Here is a 24,537-nt window from a genome sequence, read left to right as displayed (position 1 = left end):
CGTGCAGACCCTAGCTAAGCATTAAGCCATGCAGAGTAATATTTCCTCGCCTTGGCCAGCTTCGGGTTGATGATCACCTGGCAGTACCCCTGCTCGGGGTACTTGGCGAAGTAGTCCTGGTGGAAATCCTCGGCCACATGGAACTTCGGCAGCCGGCTGACCTCGGTGACGATCGGATGCCGCCACAGGGCCTGGTTGCGTTCGATGGCCTCCTCGAACAGGATCTTTTCCTCGGTGGTCTCGTAGAACATCGAGGACCGGTACTGCGTGCCGACGTCATAGCCCTGCCGGTTCAGCGTGGTGGGGTCGTGGAGGGCGAAGAACATGTCCAGGATGACGTCGGCGGGAATGACGTCCTCGTCGAACGTCACCGCCACCACCTCGGCGTGGCCGGTGGTTCCGGAGCATACGGAGTAGTAGTCGGGGTCGCGGTCATGGCCTCCGGTGTAGCCCGAAACGACCGAGCTGACGCCCTTGGTTTTCTGGTAGACGGCGTCGAGGCACCAAAAGCAGCCTCCGCCGAGGACAAAAGTTCTCATGATCTCTTCAATGGTTCGGCGCCCCCGATGATTCCCCAGCCACCTTACGAGAGTGTTACAGGTGACGGGGCCGGGCGCGGATAGGGTAAAAATGGGGGTATGGAACCTGTGAACACCGATGTTTCAGCTGAGTCCGACGGCGTTGCTGTCGCCGTCGACGGCGCTACCGGCACCGGGGAGGCCCCCGGCACGGCAACGCTGGGCGCGATCCAGCTGGCGGTGGAGGAGCTCTGGCCTGAATCGCTGGCCGAGGACTGGGACGAGGTGGGCCTCGTGGCGGGCCACCCGAACGCCGAGGTGCACAGGGTCCTCTTCGCCGTCGACCCCACCACCGAGGTGATCGAGGAAGCCATCGAATTCGGCGCCGAGCTGCTCATCACCCACCATCCGCTGCTGCTCAAGGGCGTCACGAGCGTCGCCGCGAACACCGCGAAGGGCAAAGCCGTCCACCGCCTCATCGAGTCCGGAACCGCGCTGATGACCGTGCACACCAACGGTGACTCCGCCGTCGGGGGCGTCTCCGACGTCCTGGCCGATGCGCTGGGGCTGCAGAACGTGGCCCCGCTGACCCCGGCCGCGAACGGGCTGCCCGAGGAAGGGATCGGCCGGGTCGGCGATCTTGAAGAGGTCCTGACCCTGGGTGACTTCGCGGCCCGCGTGTTCGGCATCCTGCCCTCGGTGGCCGGCGGCGTGCGCGTCTCCGGGGACCGGGACGGGCTGGTCCGGCGGGTTGCTGTCTGCGGCGGCGCCGGCGATTCCCTCTTTGGCGAGGTCCGGGCCAGCAACGCCGATGTCTACCTGACGGCGGATCTGCGCCACCACCCGGCCTCGGAAGCCCGGGAGGCGGCGGTCAACGACCGGCCCTACCTGATCGACGTGTCACACTTTGCCAGCGAGTGGCTGTGGCTGCCTGCAGCCGCCGAAGCGCTGGGCAATGTGCTCGCCGATCAGGGGCACGACGTCGAGATCCGCGTCAGCACCACCAACAGCGACCCCTGGGACTTCATTCTGACTCCGGGCTAAGCCTGGCGTGCGAGGGGCCCCCGGGTGAGCGTAGCGAGGCCGGGGAGCACGCTAGGCGCTAGAGTCTTAGGAGCGCCGGTACGGTGCCCGGCTCCGGCCGGAAGGGAACAAGCGGAGGTAATAGTGGCCAAGGCAGCACCGGCGGAACAGTTGAAGTTGCTCGAATTGCAGGGACTGGACGCCAAGCTCAAATCCCTGTCCAACCGCCGCCGAAGCCTTGAAAGCGACTCCCGGATCGCCGACCTGGAATCAGCCCTCGGCATCGCCAACGGCGAACTTGGTGCCGCCAAGGTGGCAGTCCACGATGCTGAACTGGAACTCAAGCGCGCCGAGGCGGACGTAGAGCAGGTGGCCTCGCGGATCGAACGCGATGAGGCCAAACTCAACAGCGGCACGGGCCTGTCCAAGGACCTCGTCGCCCTGCAGCGGGACCTCGTCTCCCTCAACAAGCGCCGCTCCGATCTCGAGGACGTCGAGCTCGAAGTCCTCGAACGCCTCGACTCGCTCCGCGCCCGCCAGGCCGCGCAGCAACAGATCGTCGACGACATTCAGGGCTCCTTCGGCTCCATCCGCGCCGAACTCGACGAGCAGCTGGCCGAGATCGACGCCGAAGCCACCGTGGTACGCGGCAAGCGTGCCGAGTTCGCCGCCGGACTCGACGCGGGAATGCTCGCGGTCTACGAGAAGACCCTGGCCAAGCGCGGCGTGGGCGCGGCGCGGCTGTTCCACGGCACCTCCGAAGGCTCCGGCATGCAGCTCAGCCCCGGCGACCTCGCCGAGATCAAAGCCGCCGCCGAGGACGACATCGTCTTTTGCCCGGACTCCGGCTGCATCCTGGTCCGTTCGGCCGAGTGGGCCGGACCCCCCAACTAACTCGCAGCTAAGGCCGTTTTGAGCGCTCAAAACGGCCACAAGTGCGACCTAGTTGGGCAGGATGATGTTCAGGGTGTGCGGCTTGCGGGCCGTGCCCTCGACGAGTTCCGCAACCCACTTCTCGGCCGCCGCCTTCTGGAGCTGGGCGGGCGTCCGGGGGGCGTTTCCCCTGCGGGTGAGCAGATGCCGGGCCAGCTCGCCCCGGGTGTGCTTGGCGAAGTGGCTGACCACCTTGCGCACACCGGCGTTCTCGGTGAAGACATTGACAGCGACCGTCTGTTCCGGCGGGGGAGTCCAGGCCGCGGCGTAGGTGCTGGACCGGCAGTCCACCAGCAGCTCACCGGCGGTGGCCGCCGCCAGGGCATCGGCCAGTTGCGGCTTCCAGAACGAGGCGAGCCGTCCGACGTCGGGCAGCGAGGTTCCCATCGACAGCCGGTAGGCCGGCACACGGTCCGCGAAGCGGATGGCACCCCATAGCGCCGAAACCACCAGGACTGATGCGTCGGCCTTCTTCCGCTGCGCCGGGGTCAGGGAGTCATAGCCCAAGGCGTCATAGAGCACCCCGGAATACACCTGGTGAGCCGGGGCGGCCGGTTCTGCGTGCAGGCGCGTGTTGCGTTCGACGTCGGCACTCAACGATGCGCCGACGCCCAGCAGGGCCAGGGCGTCCTCGTGGGCGCTGACGGTGCCGAGGGCGTCCAGGACCTTGGCCCGGGCGCCGTTGAGGACGGGAAAGCTCAGGGTGTTCCAGTCGGCGGCGTCCCCGCCCGTCGCGGGAGTCTTGCCCTCCGAGGGCGGCAGCAGAATTAGCACCGTACGATCTTACCGGCGGGCACCTGCCCGGGATGTCAGCTCGCCGGACCCGACCGGCGGCCCGCCGGCGCGGAGGGCTCCGAGGGGACGGTTGCCGAGGCGGTGGACGCCGGTATGGCAACTACGCGGCCTTGATCGGCGACTCCGGGGACGCTGCCGGCGGCTCCGCGGGTACCGGTGCCGGCGGCTCCGCGGGTACCGGTGCCGGTGACTCCGGTGGTGCCTCGCCCGGTGCCGCTGCCGGGTTGCCCGCCAGCCACGCTGCCGCACTCCCGGTCCCTGTCCTGGCCGCGAGGTCCTCGCGTGCCAGGAAGGCGCCCAGCTCGGCGATGGTGCTCATCAGGGGAGCCGGGAAGACCACGGTGGAGTTCTTGTCCACCCCGATCTCCACGAGCGACTGCAGATTCCGCAGCTGCAGCGCCACGGGATGGGCCATCATCGTGTCGGACGCCTCGCCGAGGGCCACGGCCGCGATCGACTCACCCTCGGCCGAGATGATCTTGGCCCGCTTCTCCCGCTCTGCCTCGGCCTGACGGGCCATGGCCCGCTTCATGCTGTCCGGGAGCTGGATATCCTTGAGCTCCACGAGGGTCACTTCGACGCCCCACGCCAAGGTCAGGGCGTCCAGGATTTCCCGGATATCGGTGTTGATGCGCTCGGTCTCGGACAGCGTCTGGTCCAGGCTGTGGCGGCCGACCACCTTCCGCAAGGTGGTCTGGGCGATCTGGTTGATGGCCGCCGCGACGTCCTCGATCGCCACGACGGACTTCACGGCGTCGATCACCCGGTAATAGGCCACGGCCGAAATGTCCACACTGACGTTGTCCTGGGTGATGATGCCCTGCGACTGGATCGGCATTGTCACGATCCGCAGGCTCACCAGCTGAAGCCGGTCCACCACCGGGATGATCAACCGCAGGCCGGGCATCCGGACCGCGACCACGCGCCCCAGCCGGAACAGGACGCCCTGTTCGTACTGGCGCACAATCTTGATCGACATCCTGGCGACAATAAGCACCAGGACGAGCGCGAGCAACCAGCTGAAGATGGCGGTCCAGTTCATCGAAATCGCTTCCTTGGCGAGCAGGAATCCTGGTCCAATTCTCCCACCGTGCGCCCCAAAAGGCTCCGGTGGGGCGGCACCGCCGAGCGAGACCGTAGAATGAACTGCGGATGGGTTGACCAGGCGGCCGCGCGTCACGCAAGTGGCTCGAGGAACGTCCGGGCTCCGCAGAGCAGGGTGGTGGGTAACGCCCACTCGGGGTAACCCGCAGGCCAGTGCCACAGAGAACAGACCGCCTGCGTTCGGCGTGTGCTTGCACAGGCCGCAGGGCAGGTAAGGGTGAAACGGTGGTGTAAGAGACCACCAGCTTCCCGGGTGACCGGGAAGGCTAGGTAAACCCCACCCGGAGCAAGGCCAGACAGGGCACGATTGAGGGCTGCTCGCCCGAGTGTCCGGGTAGGCCGCTGGAGGGCGTCGGCAACGGCGTCCGTAGATGGATGGCCGCTACTCCCGCGCCGGCAACAGCGCGGGAACACAGAACCCGGCGTATCGGTCAACCCATCCACTCACCGATCGCCGGGAATCCCCGCGTTCTGAGCGGGATTCGGCCGCCACAGGCTGCGGGCTGGGGGTCGCGTGCCTGCACGGTTGCAACCTTGAGAAAACCTTGAGGCATGGTTGACATCATCCCGGCGAGACCAGAGACTGCAATGAACGCTTCAAATGATGGTGCAGTCGGTGATGGTTGAGGAGTCATTGTGCCGGACGACCTAGCATATGACTACGTGATCGCCGGCGGCGGCACCGGCGGCAGCGTCCTGGCCGGCAGGCTGAGTGAAGACCCCTCAATTCGCGTGCTGCTGCTCGAGGCTGGCAGATCCGACCGCCACCCGTTCATCCACGTGCCCGCCGGCTTTCCCAGACTCAAGGGAGGCCCGTACCAGTGGGCATACAACAGCATTCCGCAAGAGCACAGCAACGGCCGCAGCATCCCGCTCCCGCAAGGCCGCGGGCTCGGCGGCGGCGGCTCCATCAACTCCCAGGTCTTCACGCGGGGCGTGGACGAGGACTATGACGGATGGGTCGCGGACTACGGATGCGAGGGCTGGACCGCCGCTGAGGTGTCCAAGTATTTCGTCCGCTCGGAGTCAAACTCACGACTCTCAGGACCCCACCACGGAACCCAAGGGCCCCTTAGTGTCTCGGACCCCCGGCGTCCCCACACGCTCTCGGCGGCATTCGTGCAGGCTGGCCGGGAGTTCGGCCTACCCTACAACAACGATTTCAACGGCGCGGAACAGTACGGCGTCGGTTTCTACCAGACCACCACCAGGAACGGCCGTCGGTGCAGCGCCTCCGTCGCCTACCTGAAACCCGCGCGCAAGCGGCGCAACCTCACGGTTCGCGTTAACGTGTCGGTATCAAAAGTGGTCATCAAGAACGGCCGCGCCGTCGGCGTCCAGGCGGTCGAAGATGGAGTGGCACGAACCTACAGCGCACGGCGCGAGGTCATAGTCGCCAGCGGCGCTTTTGGATCTCCTAAGTTGCTGCAGCTCTCAGGCATTGGCGACCCGGCAGACCTTGCAGCCGCCGGCATCGACGTTCTCCATGCTCTGCCCGGTGTCGGGAAGAACCTGCAGGACCATCTGGACCTGGACATCATCTATGAACTCACCGACGACCACAGTCTGGACCGGTTCAATCGCGTGCGCCCGGCGACGGTCCTGGCCGGCCTCGAGTACCTGGCCTTCCGGACGGGACCGTTCGCGTCCAACCTTGTGGAGGCCGGCGGCTTCAGCTATGCCAACAAGTACGAGAAGACCCCGGACCTGCAGTTCCACTTCCTGCCCGCGGCGAGGCCGGAGCCGGGCATAGCGTCGCTGCAGCCCGGGTTTGGCATGACGCTGAACTCCTATTTCCTGCGCCCCCTCAGCCGGGGAACAGTCCGGGTCGCGTCCGCAGACCCCGCACAAATACCGCTCATCGATCCGAATTTCCTCGCGGATGACTACGATCTCGAGATGACGATCGCCGGCGTGCAGCAGAGCCGCCAGATCATGGAGCAGTCATCTATGGCAGCCTTCGTCAAGAGAGAGCACATCGGAGACGGCTCACGGGTGGAATCCCGCGACGAGTACGTGAACTTCGTGCGATCCTACGGACGGACCTCGTACCACCCGGTGGGCACGTGTTCCATGGGCACCACCGATGAGTCCGTCGTCTCCCCCCGGCTTACGGTCCACGGACTGGAGGGACTGCGGGTGGTGGACTCCTCGATCATGCCCCGCCTGATCAGTGCCAACACGCAGGCGCCCACCATCATGATCGCGGAAAAAGCCGCCGACATGATCCTCGAGGACGCCGGCAGGCTGACGCCAGGCGTGAGTGGTTTCGCCGGCTCGTCCAGGGCCCCGGATGGTGTGTGAGTCATTTCACGCGTAACCGGGCACCGGAGGCCGCCGGGCCGCCCGTAGAATTGATGATGAACGTAGAAGTTCCGCCGCCGGGTCTGCGTTCGCAGCCGGCGGATTTTCTTTGCGTTCAGTGAGGCGCCCGGGGTGGACCGAATCCCCGGTGACGCCGAGGTACCGGACACCCTCCGGCGGCCGACTTCCCCGTACGAGGACGTATGGGGTGGATTCTAGGAAGGTAGTTCTGTGAGCCAGACGTCAGATTCTTGTCTTGATACGTGGATGGGCCGTGAGGCACTCGCCGAGGCCATGATCCCGGTGATCGGCCGGCTGTACCGCGAGAACAACGTGGTGACCTCGATCCACGGACGCAGCCTGATCAACAAGTCCACCATGAATATCCTCAAGGCACACCGTTTCGCCCGCCGGATGAGCAAGGAAGAACTGCGCCTCGAGGAAACGGCCCCGCTCCTGGAGGCCCTGACCAAGCTGGAGCTCGGCGCTGCGGCGATCGATATTGCCCGCCTCACCGAGAAGTACCGTGCCGAGGGCGACGGCGCCAGCCTGGACGATTTCCTGCGCGAGGAACTCGCCGAGATCGTCGGCAAGCGCGGCGGCGACGACCGCACCAGCACCGACGTCGTCCTCTACGGCTTCGGCCGCATCGGCCGGCTCCTGGCCCGCCTCCTGATCGAAAAGGCCGGTGGCGGCCACGGCCTGCGCCTGCGCGCCATCGTGGTGCGCCGCGGCTCGGACAACGACCTCGCCAAGCGCGCCAGCCTGCTGCGCCGCGACTCGGTCCACGGCTCCTTCGAAGGCACCATCAAGGTGGACCTCGAAAACGACACGATCACTGCCAACGGTGTCCAGATCCAGGTCATCTACTCGGACAACCCGGCCACGGTCGACTACGCCGCCTACGGCATTCACGACGCCCTGGTGGTGGACAACACGGGCCGCTGGCGCGACGCCGAGGGCCTGTCCCAGCACCTGCAGAGCACCGGCGTCTCCCGGGTCCTGCTGACCGCTCCGGGCAAGGGCGAGCTGAAGAACATCGTGCACGGCATCAACCACGGCACGATCACCGACTCGGACAAGATCGTCTCCGCGGCCTCCTGCACCACCAACGCCATCACCCCGGTCCTGAAGGCCATCAATGACAGGTTCGGCGTGGTGCACGGCCACGTGGAAACCGTCCACTCGTTCACCAACGACCAGAACCTGATCGACAACTTCCACAAGGGTGACCGGCGCGGCCGCTCCGCCGCGCTGAATATGGTGATCACCGAGACCGGTGCCGCCAAAGCCGTGGCAAAGGCCCTGCCTGAACTGCTGGGCAAGCTCACCGGCAGCTCCATCCGTGTCCCCACCCCCGACGTGTCCCTGGCCATCCTGAACCTGAGCCTGGAGAACGGCACCACCAAGGACGAGGTGAACGACTTCCTCCGCGAAATGTCGCTGCACTCGGAGCTGCGCAAGCAGGTCGACTACATTGATTCGCCCGAGGTGGTCTCCACGGACTTCGTCGGCTCGCGCCGCGCGGGCATCGTTGACGGCCTGGCCACCATCTCCAACGACAAGAACCTGGTGCTCTACGTCTGGTACGACAACGAGTTTGGCTACTCCTGCCAGGTGGTCCGCGTCATGGAGGAAATGGCCGGCGTCAACCCGCCGTCGTTCCCCGCCAAGGACGCGGCCGCCATCCTCGAGGCCGCCGGGCTCCCCGTCGAGGTCTAACCGGCTGGCCGAACCTTCGTCCCTGACCGGGACTCGTTCGTCCTTTCCCGGCCGATGTACTGGAATCGGCCGGGAAAGGGAACCACAATGGAGCCATGGAACAGAACGCGGCTATTGAGCACGAGACCACCCTGGAACACGCGCTGGACGTCGCGCGGAGCAACGCGAAGGAAGCGAAGCGGCTTCTGGACGACGCCGTCGCCAAACGCCAAACCGGTGAAGTCAACGACGACCGGGTGAACCAGCTCCAGTCACTGCTGGACCTGGCCAACGAAGACCTGAAACGGGTCACGCGGGACCAATAACCCCGGCTGCCCGGCCACCGGTCCTCAACACTGTGGACAAAGTCCATGATGTCAGAGCGCCGGTTTAGGCTCAGGGCGTGCAACCAGATCGCCGCCCGCGGCTAACCTCATGACCGTCACCTGGACGGAGTTCCGCCGTGCCCGGCGCCGCTCCCGCCAGGCCTGGCTTCTCCTGGCCGCAGCGGCCCTGACCGTCTTCGGCGGCCTGGCCTGGTTCTTCCTGGCCGGCCAGTTTTCCCTCGCGGAACCGCAGAGCGCGGGTCCAAGCGAGGCCCCCGTGCTTGCGGGCGGGTGGATGAAGCCCGTGGAGTCCGTCCGGGCCGTCCCGGCCGGAAGCGCCGCCGCCGTGCTGGACACACTCGCGGTCAAAGGCCGGTCGGCCAAGGATACCTATGACCGCAGTGCGTTCGGCCAGGCCTGGCTCGACGTCGACCGCAACGGCTGCGATACCCGCAACGACATCCTCCACCGCGACCTGGAAGCCCCGGAATTCGTGAACGGCTCAGGGTGCCAGGTCTCCGGCGGCACCCTCCGGGAACCGTATACAGGCCACGTGATCGCGTTCCGGCGGGGCGCCGAGACCAGCTCAGCCGTGCAGATCGACCACGTCGTGGCGCTCGGCGACGCCTGGCAAAAGGGGGCCCAGCAGCTCACCGCGCAGCAGCGCGAACACCTGGCCAACGATCCCCTCAACCTGATCGCCGTTGACGGTCCCGCCAACCAGGACAAGAGTGCCTCCGACGCCGCCACCTGGCTGCCGCCGAACAAGGCGTTCCGCTGCCACTACGTTGCCCGCCAGATTTCCGTCAAGGCGGCCTACCGGCTGTGGGTCACGCCCGCAGAGAAGGAGGCGATGAAGCGAATCCTCGGATCCTGTCCGCAGCAGCAGACCATCGTTCCTCGTTGACCGCATCGTGTCCCTATTGCCGTGCCCGGTACTGCCATGCCCGGGACGTTGTCCTCTGGCCGCCCGGACACGGCCGCGGTGTGCTGGCAATCCGGCGCAGCAGCGCGGCGCTCAATGCGGGGGAGAGGTACACGGATGAACGCGACCAAGAGACTGGCGTTTGGACGGATGGGGCTTCCGGACACGGACTTCGGCAGGCTGGCGCTGCTACTGGCAGTGTTAGGACCGGTCCTGATAGTCGGCATCGGCTGGTTTGGCATTGTTCTGGGCGTGAACCTGGGCACGACAAATGAATATCACGCCCTGAACTCCGTCGGATGGTTTGTCACGGTCATGGTTGCAGTGATCGCAGTGATCGCAGTGGTCCTGTGGACCGACCTGCTCTGGGGCCGCGAGGACTCCGCCGCCGTGGGCGTGGCCACCGTGCTCTATTCAATCCTGCTGATCATGCTCTTTCCCCTGGCGATAGAAGCCGCCAGCCAGACACCCCTCCTCTGACGTTTCAGGCCCCTACTCAGTGTCATCGGCTCCGTGCCGTCGGCACTGTCTCAGTGGCTGCCGGCTACGGCTCGAGTGCCTGGGCGGCGAGTTCTGCCTCGAGACGTTCGACGTCGGCCCGGCTGCACAGCTCCGTGGCCGTCGTCGTCACGGTGGCGGTTCCGGCGGCGACCGCGGCCCGGAACGCGTCCTGAAGGCTGCGGCCCTGTGCCATCCGGAGCACGAAGGCGGCCAGAAAACTGTCGCCCGCTCCGACCGTGCTGCGGACCTGCACGTGCGGCACCGTCAGGCGGAGGACGCCGGTCTGTGACGCAAGCACCGCTCCTTCACCACCGAGGGTCAGGGCGACGTGATGCGATGACCCGTCCGCCACGAGCGATGACGCGGCCTCAACCTGGCTCTCCTCGCTGTCCAGCGTCCTGCCGAAGTGTGCGCCGAGTTCCCGCCGGCTCGGCTTGACCAGGAAGACCCCCTCCGTCAGCGCCGCGGCGAGGGGCGCTCCGGAGGCGTCCACGATGCAGCGAGCCCCGCGCTCGTTCGCCAGGCGGGCCACCCGGGCATAGAAGTCGTCCGGGACGCCCTTCGGCAGGCTTCCGCTCGCCACCACGTAGCCGCCCGCCGGGACGCATTCCGCGACCACAGCCAGGCACCCCCGCCACTCCGGCTCGCTGAGCTCGGGCCCCTCAAGGACAAAACGGAACTGCTTGCCGGTGCTCGTCTCATCGACCGTGAAGTTCTGGCGTGTGCTCCCGCTGATCGGCACCACCAGGGTGGGGATGCGTTCGGCTTCGACGAGCCGCCGGTATGCTTCGCCGGTCGGACCGCCGGCCGTGTAGGCCGCGATGGTCTGCCCTCCGAGCCGGTGCACCACGCGCGCCACGTTGACCCCGCCGCCGCCCGGGTCCAGCCGGCCGGTATGGCAGCGGAGCTTGTGCTCGCCGATGACCTGGTCGGTGACCGTGCTGGCATCAAGGGCCGGGTTCACGGTGAGCGTGAGGATGGGCAGCATCGCCGTCGGAGCGGGGGATTCCATGGCCCAAGCATAGGAGTTCCGGCCGGCACGGATCCCGTGCTGGATGACTCTTGTCGCCGTTCTGCTGCCCGGCGGAGAATGGGCGCGGCAGGTTAAACCGCCACGCCGGAGCACGGGAACGGGAAACATGGCACATGACAGCGGCGGCGCAGGCAAGGGGCGCGACGGGCACAAAGACGGGCACAAGAACGGACGCAGAGACGGTCACAAGGACGGTCGTGGAAAGGGTTCCGGTCGCTCGGCGCGCAAACGCGCCCGGCTCGACGTCGGCCTCTACGAGGCTGAATTGTTGCGACTCCAGGCGGAGTTGGTCGCGCTGCAGGAATGGGTGCGGAGCACCGGGGCGCGGGTCCTGGTGATCTTTGAGGGCCGGGATGCCGCCGGCAAGGGAAGTGCCATCAAGCGGGTGACCGAATACCTGAATCCGCGCTTTGCCCGGATCGTCGCGCTCCCGGCACCAACCGAGAGGCAGCGGGGGGAGTGGTACTTCCAACGGTACGTAACGCATCTGCCGGCGGCCGGTGAGATTGTCCTGATGGACCGGTCCTGGTACAACAGGGCCGGCGTCGAGCACGTCATGGGCTTCTGCACTCCCGCCGAACACAAGCGCTTCCTGGCGCAGTGCCCGGTCTTTGAACGGCTCCTGGTCCAGGACGGCATCCTGCTCCTTAAATACTGGTTCTCCATCAGCCACGCGGAGCAGGAGCGGCGGTTCAAATCCCGCCTGGATGACCCCATGCGGCAATGGAAGCTCTCGCCGATGGACCGGGAGGCAATCCTGCGGTGGGAGGACTACTCGCGGGCCAAGGACGAAATGTTCGTCCAGACGGACACGGCGGAGTCACCCTGGTACGTCGTGGAAGCCGAGGACAAACGCCGGGCCCGGATCAACCTGATCGCCCACCTGCTCTCCAGCATCGACTACACCGAAGTGCGGACCGAACCGGTGACGCTGCCGGAACGGCCCCGCGCGATCAATTACACCCGGCCGCCCAGGGAACTCTTCCGCTACGTTCCGGACCACGCGGCCAACCTGGAAAACCCGGTCGACGACTGACCGGCCGGACCATTGTCCGGTCCGGACACGCTGCCGGCCGGGTGGGGCCCGTGCCGCGGATCCGTCCGGGCGGGTAGGGTACCGGCATGGATATCATTCTGGTTCCCGGATTCTGGCTGGATGCGTCGTCGTGGGCGGAGGTGACGCCCCCGCTGGTGGCGGCGGGGCACGCGGTGCACCCGCTGACGCTGCCCGGGCTCGAGTCGGCGGACGCGCCGCGGGCGGGCATCGGCCTACGCACCCACATCGACGCCGTCGTTGCAGCCATCGCTGCCTTCGGCGCGCCTGTGGTCCTGGTGGGGCACTCGGGCGGCGGCGCCATCATTCATGGCGCGGTGGACGCCCGGCCGGACCGGGTGGCCCGCGCCATCTATGTGGACAGCGGACCGCTGGGCGACGGCGGGGTCATCAACGACGAGCTCCCGGCCGACGGCGACGCCGTTCCGCTGCCCCCGTGGGAACTCTTTGAGGATGCAGACCTCACCGACCTCACCGATGAGCTGCGGGCCATGTTCCGCGCCCGCGCCGTGCCGGAGCCGCGCGCTGTAGCCCAGGACCGGCAGCAGCTAAGTGACGAACGCCGCTACGGGGTCCCGGCCACCATCATCGCCTGCGAATTCCCGTCCTCGCTGCTGACCCGGATGATCGCCGAGGGCCACCCGTATGTGGCGGAGCTCGGCCGTGTCCGCGACGTCGAATACGTTGACCTGCCCACCGGGCACTGGCCGCAGTTCACCCGGCCCGCCGAGCTCGGCGCCGCCATCCTGGCCGCTGTCGACCGGACCGCCTGAACCCGGCCTGACCTGACGGAAATTCCCCACCTATGGCCGGGTGCCGACGGCATGTCGGGCGAATCGCCGAAGTTCCCGGCCGCGGCCGGGTCAAAGGTGGAGAGAACAGGCGCATTGGCCGGCGGCCCGCCGGACGCGTCAGTGGCCGAACGGGTCCGGGTCAACCCCCGGCATCCAGGTCAGGCCGGGGACGCCCCAGCCGCTCCGTTTGGCCTGCTTCATGGCCTTGCGGGCATAGCGGTCGACCAGCCGGTTGACGTAGAGCTTGCCGTCGAGGTGGTCGTACTCGTGCTGGATGACCCGGGCGAACCAGCCGGTCGCCTCGAATTCCACCGGCTTCCCGTCGCCGTCGAAGCCCTGGACGCGTGCCCATTCGGCCCGCTTGAGCGGATACTGGCCGCCCGGGAAGGACAGGCAGCCTTCCTCGTCCTCGTCCGGGTCCGGCAGCGCGCCGGAGACCTTGGAGAGGGTCAGCACCGGGTTGACGACGACGCCGGTGGGCGGGGCGCCGTCGTCGTTCTCGTACTTGTACACGAAGAGCCGTTTGCCGACCCCCACCTGGGGAGCGGCCAGCCCGACCCCGTTGGCGGCGTCGTTGGTCTCGAACATGTCGGCGATCAGGGTGCGGAGCTCGTCGTCGAAGACGTCGACTTCCGCGGCCCGGCGGTGCAGCACGGGCTCGCCCCAGATCGTGATGGGCAGGACGGTCATGTCAGGTGATTCCTCGGGTGCTGGTGGCGACGTGCGGATCAGCCGGCGATGGTGCGGCCGACGACGTCGCGCATGATTTCGTTGGTGCCGCCGAAGATCGTCAGCAGCCGGGCGGCGAGGTAGGCCTGGGCCACCGGGTATTCCAGGATGTAGCCGTAGCCGCCGTGCAGCTGCAGGCACCGGTCCGTGACGGACTTGGCACGCTCGGAGGCCCACAGCTTGGCGCGGGCAGCACCTGCGGCGTCGAGTTCGCCGGCGTTGAAGGCCAGGATGGCCTGGTCCACATAGGCTTCGGTGACCTCGACCTCGGTGAGGATGTCGGCGAGTTCGAAGCGGCTGTTCTGGAAGTCGATGATCCGCTCGCCGAACGCGTTGCGCTCCTTCGTGTAGCGGACGGTCGCCTCATAGACGGCGCGCACGACGGCGGAGCTCGCCACCGCGATCGCCAGGCGGCCCTGGGGGAGCTGTTCGGCCGCGTACTGCAGGCCCTTGCCCACCTCGCCCACCAGATCGGCGTGCGGGACGCGGACGTTGTCGAAGAACAGTTCCGCCGTGTCAGAGGCCTTCAGGCCCATTTTGTCCAGCTGCTTGCCGGTGTTGTAGCCCTCACCCTTCTGGACCATGAAGAGGGAGAACGAGTCGTGGTTGCCGCGACCGGTGCCGCCGTCGGTGCGGGCCAGGACCAGGGAGGCGTCGCCGGAAATGCCGTTGCCGATGAACGTCTTCTGGCCGCTGATCAGCCAGTCGTCGCCGTCGCGGACGGCCTTGGCGCGGATGCCGCGAAGGTCGGAGCCGGCGCCCGGCTCGGTCCACGCAATCGAGGTGACCTTTTCGCCGGAGACCATGGCGGGCAGCCAGCGGGACTTGAGGTCATCGGAGCCGTAGGCCAGCAGGTGGGGGAGGACCATGTCGTCGTGCAGGTGGAACGCGAGGCCGACGGCGAGGTGGTTGCTCTTGGCGAACTCCTCGTCCAGCACCGCACGGAAGCGGTAGTCGTTCATGCCCATGCCGCCGAACTCCTCCGGCACGGCCAGGCCCAGCAGTCCCTGCTCGCCGGCCGCCGACCACAGGTCCCGGGACATCATGTGCTCCTTGTCCCACTGGGCATAGTGGGGGGCCACCGCGCGCGAATTGAACTCGGCAGCCATCTCGCGGAACATCTCGTGGTCTTCTTCAAAGAGCTTGCGCTTCACTGCGTTTCCTTCCAATACAGACAACAAAGGCCGCACCGGATAACCGGTGCGGCCTTTGGAAAAGGTCGGACAATCACTGCCGTCCTTCATGAGGGTGAGCGACGGGGGTTGAACCCGCGACCTCCTGGACCACAACCAGGCGCTCTGCCAACTGAGCTACGCCCACCATGTGCCGTATCAGGCCCTCCGGCGAACCGGCGGGCTGGAAAGGCAACGACAAATAGCTTACCTGTTGTTTGGGGGTGGTTTTGCCACTTTCGCGAATTTCACCGAAATTTCCGCCAAACGTGGCGCAGATTACTTTTCTGCGCCACGGTCCCCGGTGCCGCTACTCGGCCTGGGTGGACTCCGCCGGGGTGCCCTCAGCCGGGCCGTCGCCCATGACGCGCTTGGCGATCCGCTGCGCCGTGGCGCTGTCCGGACCGGGCGCGGGGACGAACACCGCCTCGCGGTAGTAGCGGAGTTCGTCGATGGAGTCCTTGATGTCACCAAGCGCCCGGTGTCCGCCCATCTTGGCGGGGGACTGGAAGTAGGCCCGGGCAAACCAGCGGCGGGAGAGTTCCTTGATGGTGCTCACGTCGATGACCCGGTAATGCAGGTGCTCCACCACCTCGGGCATGTCGCGGACCAGGAACACGCGGTCGGTGCCCACCGAGTTGCCGCCGAGCGGGGCCTTCTTGGGGTCCGGCACCCACTTCTTGATGTAGTCGAGCACGGCGGCCTGCGCTTCGGCCATGGTCTTGCCGTGCGGGAGCTCCGCCAGGAGGCCTGACCGGGTATGCATGTCCCGGACGAAGTCGTTCATCTGGGCCAGCGCGGCGTCGTCGGGCTTGATGACGACGTCGACGCCCTCACCCAGGATGTTGAGCTCCGAATCGGTCACCAGGGCGGCGACCTCGATCAGGGCGTCGTTCTTGGTGTCCAGGCCGGTCATTTCGCAGTCGATCCAGACGATGCGTTCGTTAGTTATAGGCACCCGCCCAGCCTACCGTTCCGACGTCACAGGGCCGTCCGGTGCTAGGATTTCGGGTACGCGGCCGTCGAAGTATTTCGTCAAGCCGGCGTGCCCCGGGCCGGACAATTCGGCCGACTGCGGGCGGAAAAATGGCCCACGACAGATTGGACGATCCTGACATGACGGCGCCTGTGCCTGCGGCGGGGGAAACGGCTGCCGGTACGTCCCGCCCGACTGACTCCCGTACGACTGAGACCCGCGAGGCCGGGTCCCGCCCTGCTGACCTCGGCACGGCTGACCTCCGCCCCGCTGCCGTCGACGAAGTCGACAACCCCCGGTCCCCGATCCTTGCCGGGTTCCTCGGATCGTTGTTCATGGCGATCGGTTCGATCGGCGTCGGCTGGCTCGCCCCCGTGTCCGGGCTCCGCCGCGTTCCGCTGTTCATCTGGATGCGCACCGAAGCCATCGGCGTCGCCCTGTCCATTGTCCTGCTGGCCTTCGGCGGCATGCTCCTGGTCCGCGCCTGGCTGCGGCTGGGCCAGCGCGTCCGGGTCTGGGGACCGGGGGCCCGCAAGGCCACGCTCCAGGCGACCGTGGCGTGGGGCTTGCCGCTGATGTTCTCCGTGCCGCTTTTCAGCCGGGACGTCTACGCCTACATCGGCCAGGGCCGGCTCATGGTGGAGGGGTTCAACCCTTACGAAAACGGCATTTCGGCGCTGTCCAACTACTTCCAGCTGGGCGCGGACAAGATGTGGACCGAGGCGCCCGTTCCGTACGGCCAGCTCTTCCTGTGGATCGAGCAGTTCGTGGTCTGGGCCACCAACGTGAACCCCGAGGGCAGCATCATGCTCTTCCGGATGGCCGCGCTGGTGGGCATCGTCCTGTGCGTGATCTACGTGCCGAAACTGGCCGAACTCCACGGGGTGAACCCGAACCGGGCCCTGTGGCTGACGGCCGCCAACCCGCTGTTCCTCACCAACTTCATCGCCAGCGTGCATAACGACGCCCTTATGATCGGGCTGGCCCTGGCCGGACTGTATTACTGCGCAACCCGCCGGGTCATCCGCGGAATCGTGCTGGTCACGCTCTCCATCGCGGTGAAGCCCATCACGATCGTCTTCCTGCCGTTCATCGGCCTGCTCTGGGCGGGAAAGAACGCCAGCTGGCCGCGCAAGTTTCTCTTCTGGGGCCTCACGGCCGGCATCAGCCTGGCCCTGCTGTACCTCATGAGCCGGGTCAACGGCTTCGGCTTCGGCTGGATCAACGGCCTGTCCGCCCCGGGCAGCATCTGGATCTGGTACGCGCCCGTGGGCCTGATGGGCCTGGTCGTCGCCTCCATCTCCAACGCGTTCGGCCTGGACGGCTGGGGACTGGCCAAGTGGGCGTTCGACGCCGGCAAGCTGGTCGCCGTCGGGATCGTCGCCTGGCAGATCTTCCGCGGTGACTACGACCGTCTGATGCGCCGTCTCACCCTGGCGTTCGCCGCCGTCGTGCTCCTGTCCCCGATGATCCAGTCCTGGTACATCGTCTGGCTCATTCCGCTGTTCGCGGTCACCGGCATCCGCGACGACTGGCAGGTCAAGGCGCTCTACTTCATCGTGTCCTTCTTCATGGTGTACGCGATCTCGGACCAGCTGGACGTCTTCCCGTACCTGCAGACCGCCGACCTCGGCCTGGCCCTGGCGCTCGCCCGCAACGCCGCGGCCATCATCGCCCTGCTCTTTGCGCTGTACCTGATCTTCCTGGACCCGAAGACCAAGCTGCTGTTCAGCAAGTCGGACGAGCCCGTCACCACACGGCCGATCATCTAGATCTGTCTGTCCGGGCTGGATCAGCCAGGCGGCAGGTTCTTCAGCGCTTCCCGGCGGGAGAGCGGACTGAGCTCGTCCCGGTGCCGCTGCACAAACGCCACCACCCAGTCCGGGTCCGTCCTGGCGTACTGGCGCAGCGCCCACCCGATCGCCTTCCGGATGAAGAACTCCTGATCGCCCAGGTTGGCCTCGATCACGGCGGTCAGGAGGGCCGTGTCCGTGGCAGTCTTCGCGCCGAGCTGCGCCGTGATGGAGGCCCGCCGGATCCAGAAGTCCTCGTCCTTGCTCCAGCGCCCCAGGACCGGCGTCAGTTCTGCCCGGTGCGCCTGCAGGAGCCCGCCCAGCCGGTGCGCCACCCCGTCCACCAGGTCCCACCAAGCCCCGGTGCGGATGATTTCCTCGTACACGGCCAGCATGCCGAGCTCCCGGGCCGCGAGTTTCAGCCCGGTGAGTTCGATCGCCGCATAGCGTTCCTCACGACAGCCGGAGTCCCGCCACAGTTCGAGCACTGCGGACCGCAATTCCGCGATGCTGCCCGGAGGGTGCTCGGCGGCCGCGGCTTTGACGATTCTGCGGACTTCGGGAACCCGCACGCCCAGAAACGGCATCTGCGACCTCATATAGGCCTGTGCCCCGGCGGCGCGGCCGGGATCGGCTGCAGCCTGCAGACGGCCGCGGATCGCATCAATCAGTTCGGTGGTGGCCATGAGGCCACTGTAGACATCCTGCGGCGGGCTTTAGAGTTGAAGCCAGCAAGCCGCGGATCCGCGTCGGAAGGAAACCCATGTCCATGATCAAGAGTCCCGAAGAGATCGCCCTGATGCGCGAGGCCGGCCGGGTGGTCGCCACCACGCTGGGCCGGGTCCGGGACGCCGCCACAGTCGGTGTCTCGCTCAAGGAACTGGACGAGGTCGCCGCGGCGTCCATCGCCGACTCCGGTGCCACGCCGGCGTTCCTGAACTACCGGCCCCGGTGGGCATCCGTCCCGTTTCCCGGGGTCATCTGCACGAGCGTCAATGACGCCGTCGTGCACGGCATTCCCAACGGCTACCGGCTGCAGGACGGGGATCTGCTGAGCGTGGACTGTGGCGCGTTCCTGGACGGCTGGTGCGGCGATGCCGCCGTCAGCTTCGTCGTCGGCACGGCGGCCTCCGTGGATCAGGCCCTTATCGACGCCACGGACGCCGCCCTGGCGCGGGGGATCGAGGCTGCCCGGATCGGGAACAAGATGGGCGATCTGGGCTACGCGATCGGCGGGGAAGCGCGCCGGGCGGGCTACGGGCTCCTTGCCGACCACGGCGGCCACGGGATCGGCCGGACCATGCACGCCGAGCCGCACGTGCCCAACGACGGCCGGCCCGGCCGCGGCATCAAACTGACCGAGGGCCTTGTGATCGCAATTGAGCCGATGCTCATTCTCGGCCGCAAGGACGACTACTACCATGACGAGGACGAGTGGACCCTCCGGTCCGCGAACGGGCGCCGCGCCGCGCACAGCGAGCACACTGTTGCCATCACGAAGGACGGCCCGGTCATCCTGACGCTGCCGTAGGTCGGCTGGTCGTGGGGTCCGTACCCGTCAACGGCGCCGTGAGGCGGACGACGGCGCGTCCCGGCACCGCGTCGCTGACCACTTCGAAGCCAGCGGCCAGGAAGAGCCCCAGCGTGCCGTGGAAAAGGTCTGCCGGACCGGCCTTGGGCCGTTGCGCGGGATCGACCGGATAGCCCTCCACCACCGTGGCTCCGTGGGCAAAGGCGTGCTCGACGGCGGCCGCGAGCAGCGCCCCCGCCACGCCGGTCCGGCGATGGCCGGGGGAGACAACAAAACAACTCACGGACCACACCTGATTCCCGCCATGATCCCGGGCCACGTCAGACCCCGCAGCCGTCAAAACCTTCGAGCGGACGATCCTGGGATAGCACCCGCGGGCCTCGACGGCGCACCAGCCCACCGGGTTCCCGCCGCGGAAGGCGAGCACCCCCGGGGCCGGGCCGCCGCCGTCGAACTTGTCCCGCAACTGGACTTTCCGCTGTTCGGGGGTGGACGCGGACCACTGTGTTCCGGTGAGGGCGAAGAACCGGCACCAGCAGCGCGACGGTTCGCCGCGGCCGCCAAAGAGGCGCTCGACGTCGGGCCAGTCCGCCGCCGCGGTAGTGATGGTTTCCGGCCCCCGGGGTTCTGCTCCGCCCATGGAAACAGGCTAGCCCCCCGCCGGCGTCAGCGGGTGCGCGCGCCGGCGCCGGACTGACGGCCGGCACGCTGACGATGCGCGGCCAGGCGCAGTTGGATGATGCGGGCGGCTCCGGCGATCGCGACCAGCACGCCGCCGCCAACGGCCGCGATGAACAGTGCAATGCCCAGCGGGACCGAGCCCGTGAGGCCAAAGAACTTGACCTGCACATATTCCTGGTTCTGCAGGATGAAGGCGATAAGCAGGATCAGCACCACCAGCGCGCAGGCAACCGCGGCCCAGACCATTCCCGCACGGGTGACCTGGCGTGCTTCCGGTGCGGGGGCCGGTGTTCCGGGCGTCTCTGGCCGGGGCGTTTCTATCCCCGTCGCCGGGGCCGGGGCAGCCGGAGCCGGGGAAACAAGGTCCGGGCCGGCCTGGTTTCCGGTGTTGGCGCCTTCCTCAGCGGATCCGGACGCGCGGTCAGCGGCCCTCGGGTACTGGGTGGTCGGGGCGTCGTAGGAATCGTTGGGATCAAATCCGCGGGGTGTCTGGGTCATGGCGGCCGTACCTTTCGGTTGCGGGCAGGGAGCACAGGCGTTCCCTGGTGCCCCGCCTGTCCCCTCAATACTAAGCGTGCTGATGGCTGATGGCGGGTTGTTGGCACCGGGCCGGGCACGGTATAACGTCACAGCCAAGAGAAGCCTTGAAGAGGAGGCGCGGCCGTGACAATCATTGACAACGCTGTTTATGTGGACGGTCGCCGGACCGCCGACCCGGAAGATCTCGAGGAGACGTATTTCCTGCTGCGGCAGCGCCAGGGCATGGCGTGGATCGGGCTCTACCGGCCCGAACCTGACGAGCTGCGATCGGTGGCCGAGGAATTCGACCTGAGCCACCTGGCCGTGGAGGATGCGCTCGCCGGCCACCAGCGGGCGAAACTGGAGCACTACGGCGAAACCTTGTTCCTGGTTCTGCGGCCGGCCCGGTATCTGGATGATGTGGAGAAGGTCGAGTTCGGCGAGATCCATGTCTTCGCCGGCCCGGACTTCGTAGTCACCGTCCGCCGTGCCGAGTCGCCGGATCTGGCCCGGGTACGCCGGCGCATGGAGTCCGAGCCGGACTTCCTGGCGCTAGGACCGGATGCGGTGCTGTACGCGATCGTGGACCAGGTGGTGGACGAGTACGAGCCGGTCGCCGCCGGGCTGGAAAACGACATCGATGAAATCGAAGATGATCTGTTCGCGGCCGATCCCGGCGTGTCACGCAGGATCTATGAGCTCTCCCGTCAGGTCATCGGGTTCCAGCGCGCCACGGCCCCTCTTGCCGGAATCCTGCAGACACTCATGGCGGGCGGACCGGACGCGGTGCCGGATCCCGAACTGCAGGACCACTTCCGCGATGTCCTGGACCATGCCCTCAGGCTCGGGGAACGGGTGGCAGCGTTCCGTGCGCTGCTGCAGAATGCGCTGGCAGTCAACGCCGCGCTCGTGGCACAACGGCAAAACGATGAAATGCGCCTCCTGACGGAGTCGAGCTTCGCCCAGAACGAGCAGGTCAAGCGGATTTCGTCGTGGGCTGCGATTCTGTTCGCCCCGACGCTGATCGCGTCAATCTACGGCATGAACTTCCGGCTCATGCCCGAGCTCGACTGGTTCTTCGGTTATCCGATGGCACTCGGGCTCATGGTGGGCATGGGCTTGATCCTGTACCTGGCGTTCAAACACAACAAGTGGATCTGACGCCCCGGCGCAGCCGGATGGGGAACCGCAGCCGGATGGGGAACCGCAGCCGGATGCGTGCGCGGTGGCGGTTTAATGCGGTGGCGGCCAGGTCCCTGATGGGACTCTGGGCTGCGGAAGTCCGCAGCCCAGAGCCGCTCTTCTTGTGCCCCAGGAGGGAATCGAACCCCCGACCGGCGGATTAGAAGGCCGCTGCTCTATCCCCTGAGCTACTGGGGCACGTTGGCTGCCGCCGGCTGCTGCCGGGGACGCCTCAAAAAGTTTACAGTGCCGGACGGCCGCCGACGGTCAACGCCCGCCCCCGGCTTGTCGGTAGTCCGGGCCGCTCGCCAACTCCTCCCCAACACCTCCCCAGTACCTCCCCCGGTGCGGCTGCCGGCGGCAGGTTTTCCACATAGCCCAGCCGGGCCCTCCCCGGCGCCCGTCCAGCGCAGGATGCTGGAACTGCCCGCCAGGGCACGACAACTCGAGACAGGACATGAGAATGAGTGACAACATTACGGTCCGTGGCTTCGTGGCCACGGAGATCAGAAGTTCTACCACCCCCGGTGGCGTGGCCACGGCGTCCTTTCGGCTCGGCGCCACCGACCGCCGTTACGACCGGGCGACCAGCACCTGGGTGGATGGCAACACCAACTGGTTCACCGTCCAGGGCTACCGGCAATTGGCTGGCAATCTGGGCTGCAGCGTCAAGAAGGGCCAGCGGGTCATTGTCGTTGGCAGGCTAAAGATGCGGAGTTGGGAAAAAGACGGCCGGATCTACCATGCCGCAGAAATCGACGCCGAGTCCGTTGGCCACGACCTCATGTGGGGATCCGCCAACTTCACGCGCACGGCCGGAGCCGGAACCCAGACGGCCGCCGGGCAGGGCGCACCCGGCGCGCCCGGTGCCGGGGACGGGGACGGCGGCTCAGCGCCGACGGAGTCCGGTGATGCCGACGGACACAGCGACGGCGCCCCCGACGACGCGACGTACATCGATGAGGCGACCGGTGAAGAAGAAGAAGTGGACCGGGAAACCGGCGAACTGAAAGGGGCGGCGGCCTGAATCCCCGCAAGGCGCCGGCGGCGAGCCAGGAAGCGACGATATCCGCGTCCCTGATTGGCGCGGGGATTCCGGGCAGCTCCGTCCAATGCCCGCCGGCGTCCTCCAGCATCGTCAAAGGACCGATTGGGGGCGTCCGGAATGTGAGTTATCCCGGCCGAGCCACTAGATTTGTAGGCATGGCGGAATTTATCTACACAATGACCAAGGCCCGTAAGGCTGTCGGCGAAAAACTCATCCTCGATGACGTAAGCATGTCCTTCTTCCCGGGGGCCAAGATTGGCGTTGTCGGCCCGAATGGTGCCGGTAAGTCCACCATTCTCAAGATCATGGCAGGCCTGGACACTCCCTCCAACGGCGAGGCCCGGCTCAGCCCCGGCTACACGGTCGGCATCCTGCTGCAGGAGCCGCCGCTGAACGAAGACAAGACCGTCCTGGGCAACGTCCAGGAAGGCGTCGGTGAAATCTACGGCAAGATCCAGCGCTTCAACGAGATCTCCGAGGAAATGGCCAGCCCCGATGCTGACTACGACGCCCTCCTCGAGGAAATGGGTCAGCTGCAGGAAGCGATCGACGCCGCCGACGCCTGGGATATCGATTCCCAGCTGGAACAGGCCATGGACGCCCTGCGCTGCCCGCCGGCCGACGCCGACGTCACCCTGCTCTCCGGTGGTGAGCGCCGCCGCGTCGCGCTCTGCAAGCTCCTGCTGCAGAAGCCGGACCTGCTGCTGCTCGACGAGCCCACCAACCACCTCGACGCCGAAAGCGTGCTGTGGCTGGAGCAGCACCTCTCCAGCTACCCCGGCGCCGTCCTCGCTGTCACCCACGACCGCTACTTCCTTGACCACGTGGCCGAATGGATCGCCGAAGTGGACCGCGGCCACCTCTACCCGTACGAGGGCAACTACTCCACGTACCTGGAAAAGAAGCGGGCCCGCCTGGAAGTCCAAGGCAAGAAGGACGCCAAGCAGGCCAAGCGCCTCACCGAGGAACTCGAATGGGTCCGGTCCAACGCCAAGGGGCGCCAGACCAAGTCCAAGGCCCGTCTGGCCCGCTACGAGGAAATGGCTGCCGAGGCAGACCGCACCCGCAAGCTCGACTTCGAAGAGATCCAGATCCCGCCGGGACCGCGCCTCGGCGGACTTGTGCTGGAAGCCAAGGACCTCCAGAAGGGCTTCGATGACCGCACGCTGATCGACGGACTGTCCTTCAGCCTGCCCCGCAACGGCATCGTCGGCGTCATTGGCCCCAACGGCGTCGGCAAGTCCACCCTGTTCAAGACCATCGTGGGCCTGGAGCCGCTCGACGGCGGCGAACTGAAGATCGGCGACTCCGTCAAGATCTCCTACGCCGACCAGAGCCGCGGCGGCATCGACCCCAACAAGACCCTGTGGGAGGTCGTGTCCGACGGCCTTGACTACATCCAGGTCGGCCATGTCGAAATGCCGTCCCGTGCCTATGTTGCCGCCTTCGGCTTCAAGGGCCCGGACCAGCAGAAGAAGGCCGGGGTGCTCTCCGGCGGTGAGCGCAACCGCCTCAACCTGGCGCTGACCCTCAAGCAGGGCGGCAACTTGCTGCTCCTCGACGAACCGACTAACGACCTCGACGTCGAAACCCTCAGCAGCCTCGAAAACGCCCTGCTCGAATTCCCGGGCTGCGCCGTCGTCGTCTCGCACGACCGCTGGTTCCTGGACCGGGTGGCCACCCACATCCTCGCCTACGAAGGCGACGAGGAGAACCCGTCCAAGTGGTACTGGTTCGAAGGCAACTTCGAATCCTACGAGGAGAACAAGGTGGAGCGCCTGGGCCCGGACGCGGCCAAGCCGCACCGTGTGACGCACCGCCGCCTCACCCGCGACTAAGCACCGCAACGCAGAAGGCGGGCTCCCCCCCCCCGGGGGGGCCGCCGGAGGGGGTAA

The 24,537-nt window shown here is 67.0% G+C and carries 24 protein-coding genes, 2 tRNA genes and 1 other RNA gene; 15 read left to right on the top strand and 12 right to left on the bottom strand.

Features of this window, described 5'->3' with window-relative positions; translation table 11 throughout:
* Positions 1–14: 14 nt before the first annotated feature.
* Positions 15–539 (bottom strand): peptide-methionine (S)-S-oxide reductase MsrA, encoded by a 525-nt coding sequence (gene msrA, locus C9424_RS20310; protein WP_116768651.1) that lies wholly within the window; start codon positions 537–539, stop codon positions 15–17.
* Positions 540–638: 99 nt separating this feature from the next.
* Between msrA and C9424_RS20305 the strand changes: the two genes are divergently transcribed.
* Positions 639–1,562 (top strand): Nif3-like dinuclear metal center hexameric protein, encoded by a 924-nt coding sequence (locus C9424_RS20305; RefSeq protein WP_116768650.1) that lies wholly within the window; start codon positions 639–641, stop codon positions 1,560–1,562.
* A 123-nt stretch (positions 1,563–1,685) separates the two neighbouring features.
* On the top strand, positions 1,686–2,435 hold the full coding sequence (locus tag C9424_RS20300) for a zinc ribbon domain-containing protein (protein WP_116768649.1): 750 nt from the start codon (positions 1,686–1,688) through the stop codon (positions 2,433–2,435).
* A gap of 48 nt (positions 2,436–2,483) precedes the next feature.
* Here the strand turns inward: C9424_RS20300 and C9424_RS20295 are convergent, their stop codons facing one another.
* Entirely contained in the window at positions 2,484–3,248 is a 765-nt protein-coding gene (locus C9424_RS20295; RefSeq protein ID WP_116768648.1) for a YaaA family protein, read from the bottom strand.
* A gap of 121 nt (positions 3,249–3,369) precedes the next feature.
* The gene (locus C9424_RS20290; protein WP_116768647.1) at positions 3,370–4,311 is read right to left on the bottom strand and encodes a slipin family protein; all 942 of its coding nucleotides are present in this window, start codon (positions 4,309–4,311) and stop codon (positions 3,370–3,372) included.
* Between the two features lie 111 nt (positions 4,312–4,422).
* On the opposite strand from C9424_RS20290, the gene rnpB reads away from it, so the two are divergent.
* The 6 genes from rnpB to C9424_RS20260 all read left to right on the top strand — a co-directional run bounded on the left by rnpB (position 4,423) and on the right by C9424_RS20260 (position 10,109).
* Positions 4,423–4,816, top strand: an RNA gene (rnpB, locus tag C9424_RS20285) — RNase P RNA component class A.
* Between the two features lie 193 nt (positions 4,817–5,009).
* On the top strand, positions 5,010–6,677 hold the full coding sequence (locus tag C9424_RS20280; protein ID WP_116768646.1) for a GMC family oxidoreductase: 1,668 nt from the start codon (positions 5,010–5,012) through the stop codon (positions 6,675–6,677).
* Between the two features lie 231 nt (positions 6,678–6,908).
* Positions 6,909–8,399 carry a glyceraldehyde-3-phosphate dehydrogenase gene (locus C9424_RS20275; protein WP_116768645.1) on the top strand — a complete coding sequence of 497 codons (1,491 nt, stop codon included), beginning with the start codon at positions 6,909–6,911 and terminating at the stop codon, positions 8,397–8,399.
* 95 nt (positions 8,400–8,494) lie between these two features.
* Positions 8,495–8,704 (top strand): hypothetical protein, encoded by a 210-nt coding sequence (locus C9424_RS20270; protein ID WP_116768644.1) that lies wholly within the window; start codon positions 8,495–8,497, stop codon positions 8,702–8,704.
* Between the two features lie 109 nt (positions 8,705–8,813).
* Positions 8,814–9,611, top strand: coding sequence for an HNH endonuclease family protein (locus tag C9424_RS20265; protein ID WP_116768643.1), 798 nt, complete (start codon positions 8,814–8,816; stop codon positions 9,609–9,611).
* Between the two features lie 135 nt (positions 9,612–9,746).
* On the top strand, positions 9,747–10,109 hold the full coding sequence (locus C9424_RS20260) for a hypothetical protein (RefSeq protein WP_133247555.1): 363 nt from the start codon (positions 9,747–9,749) through the stop codon (positions 10,107–10,109).
* Positions 10,110–10,173: 64 nt separating this feature from the next.
* On the opposite strand, the gene C9424_RS20255 is transcribed toward C9424_RS20260, so the two are convergent.
* Complete coding sequence (locus tag C9424_RS20255; RefSeq protein WP_202615948.1) at positions 10,174–11,142, bottom strand: 1-phosphofructokinase family hexose kinase; 969 nt, start codon at positions 11,140–11,142, stop codon at positions 10,174–10,176.
* A gap of 127 nt (positions 11,143–11,269) precedes the next feature.
* Here C9424_RS20255 and ppk2 point away from each other — a divergent pair, with 127 nt between their 5' ends.
* Together ppk2 and C9424_RS20245 are read left to right on the top strand one after the other, a co-directional pair.
* Positions 11,270–12,199 carry a polyphosphate kinase 2 gene (gene ppk2, locus C9424_RS20250; protein WP_116768640.1) on the top strand — a complete coding sequence of 310 codons (930 nt, stop codon included), beginning with the start codon at positions 11,270–11,272 and terminating at the stop codon, positions 12,197–12,199.
* A gap of 86 nt (positions 12,200–12,285) precedes the next feature.
* Positions 12,286–12,990 carry an alpha/beta fold hydrolase gene (locus C9424_RS20245; protein ID WP_116768639.1) on the top strand — a complete coding sequence of 235 codons (705 nt, stop codon included), beginning with the start codon at positions 12,286–12,288 and terminating at the stop codon, positions 12,988–12,990.
* A gap of 138 nt (positions 12,991–13,128) precedes the next feature.
* Here C9424_RS20245 and def read toward each other — a convergent pair whose 3' ends face one another.
* The 4 genes from def to orn form a co-directional block, all read right to left on the bottom strand.
* Entirely contained in the window at positions 13,129–13,701 is a 573-nt protein-coding gene (def, locus tag C9424_RS20240; protein ID WP_091253763.1) for a peptide deformylase, read from the bottom strand.
* A 38-nt stretch (positions 13,702–13,739) separates the two neighbouring features.
* On the bottom strand, positions 13,740–14,894 hold the full coding sequence (locus C9424_RS20235) for an acyl-CoA dehydrogenase family protein (RefSeq protein ID WP_202615947.1): 1,155 nt from the start codon (positions 14,892–14,894) through the stop codon (positions 13,740–13,742).
* Between the two features lie 93 nt (positions 14,895–14,987).
* Positions 14,988–15,060: transfer RNA gene (locus C9424_RS20230), tRNA-His, on the bottom strand.
* A 162-nt stretch (positions 15,061–15,222) separates the two neighbouring features.
* Positions 15,223–15,870: an oligoribonuclease gene (orn, locus tag C9424_RS20225; RefSeq protein ID WP_116768638.1), complete on the bottom strand. Its 648-nt coding sequence runs from the start codon at positions 15,868–15,870 to the stop codon at positions 15,223–15,225.
* Positions 15,871–16,028: 158 nt separating this feature from the next.
* On the opposite strand from orn, the gene mptB reads away from it, so the two are divergent.
* Positions 16,029–17,660 (top strand): polyprenol phosphomannose-dependent alpha 1,6 mannosyltransferase MptB, encoded by a 1,632-nt coding sequence (gene mptB, locus C9424_RS20220; protein WP_202615946.1) that lies wholly within the window; start codon positions 16,029–16,031, stop codon positions 17,658–17,660.
* A gap of 20 nt (positions 17,661–17,680) precedes the next feature.
* On the opposite strand, the gene C9424_RS20215 is transcribed toward mptB, so the two are convergent.
* Complete coding sequence (locus C9424_RS20215; protein WP_116768637.1) at positions 17,681–18,367, bottom strand: DNA alkylation repair protein; 687 nt, start codon at positions 18,365–18,367, stop codon at positions 17,681–17,683.
* A gap of 77 nt (positions 18,368–18,444) precedes the next feature.
* Here C9424_RS20215 and map point away from each other — a divergent pair, with 77 nt between their 5' ends.
* Entirely contained in the window at positions 18,445–19,212 is a 768-nt protein-coding gene (gene map / locus C9424_RS20210) for a type I methionyl aminopeptidase (RefSeq protein WP_116768636.1), read from the top strand.
* Here the strand turns inward: map and C9424_RS20205 are convergent.
* Together C9424_RS20205 and C9424_RS20200 are read right to left on the bottom strand one after the other, a co-directional pair.
* Complete coding sequence (locus tag C9424_RS20205) at positions 19,193–19,852, bottom strand: GNAT family N-acetyltransferase (RefSeq protein WP_116768635.1); 660 nt, start codon at positions 19,850–19,852, stop codon at positions 19,193–19,195. The two genes, map and C9424_RS20205, sit on opposite strands and share 20 nt — an antisense overlap.
* 26 nt (positions 19,853–19,878) lie before the next feature.
* A complete protein-coding gene (locus C9424_RS20200; protein ID WP_116768634.1) occupies positions 19,879–20,391 on the bottom strand; it encodes a LapA family protein in 513 nt (170 codons plus the stop codon).
* Between the two features lie 165 nt (positions 20,392–20,556).
* On the opposite strand from C9424_RS20200, the gene C9424_RS20195 reads away from it, so the two are divergent.
* Entirely contained in the window at positions 20,557–21,573 is a 1,017-nt protein-coding gene (locus C9424_RS20195; RefSeq protein ID WP_116768633.1) for a magnesium and cobalt transport protein CorA, read from the top strand.
* A gap of 146 nt (positions 21,574–21,719) precedes the next feature.
* Here C9424_RS20195 and C9424_RS20190 read toward each other — a convergent pair.
* Positions 21,720–21,792, bottom strand: a tRNA-Arg gene (locus tag C9424_RS20190).
* 265 nt (positions 21,793–22,057) lie between these two features.
* Here C9424_RS20190 and C9424_RS20185 point away from each other — a divergent pair.
* On the top strand, positions 22,058–22,621 hold the full coding sequence (locus C9424_RS20185) for a single-stranded DNA-binding protein (RefSeq protein WP_116768632.1): 564 nt from the start codon (positions 22,058–22,060) through the stop codon (positions 22,619–22,621).
* Positions 22,622–22,797: 176 nt separating this feature from the next.
* Complete coding sequence (ettA, locus tag C9424_RS20180; protein ID WP_091253738.1) at positions 22,798–24,480, top strand: energy-dependent translational throttle protein EttA; 1,683 nt, start codon at positions 22,798–22,800, stop codon at positions 24,478–24,480.
* The last annotated feature ends 57 nt before the right edge of the window (positions 24,481–24,537 follow it).

This window comes from Arthrobacter sp. H-02-3 (assembly GCF_003097355.1).
Taxonomy (GTDB): Bacteria; Actinomycetota; Actinomycetes; order Actinomycetales; family Micrococcaceae; genus Arthrobacter; species Arthrobacter humicola.
Note: the sequence above shows the minus strand (reverse complement) of the source record. Positions and strands in the feature narration are given on the sequence as shown.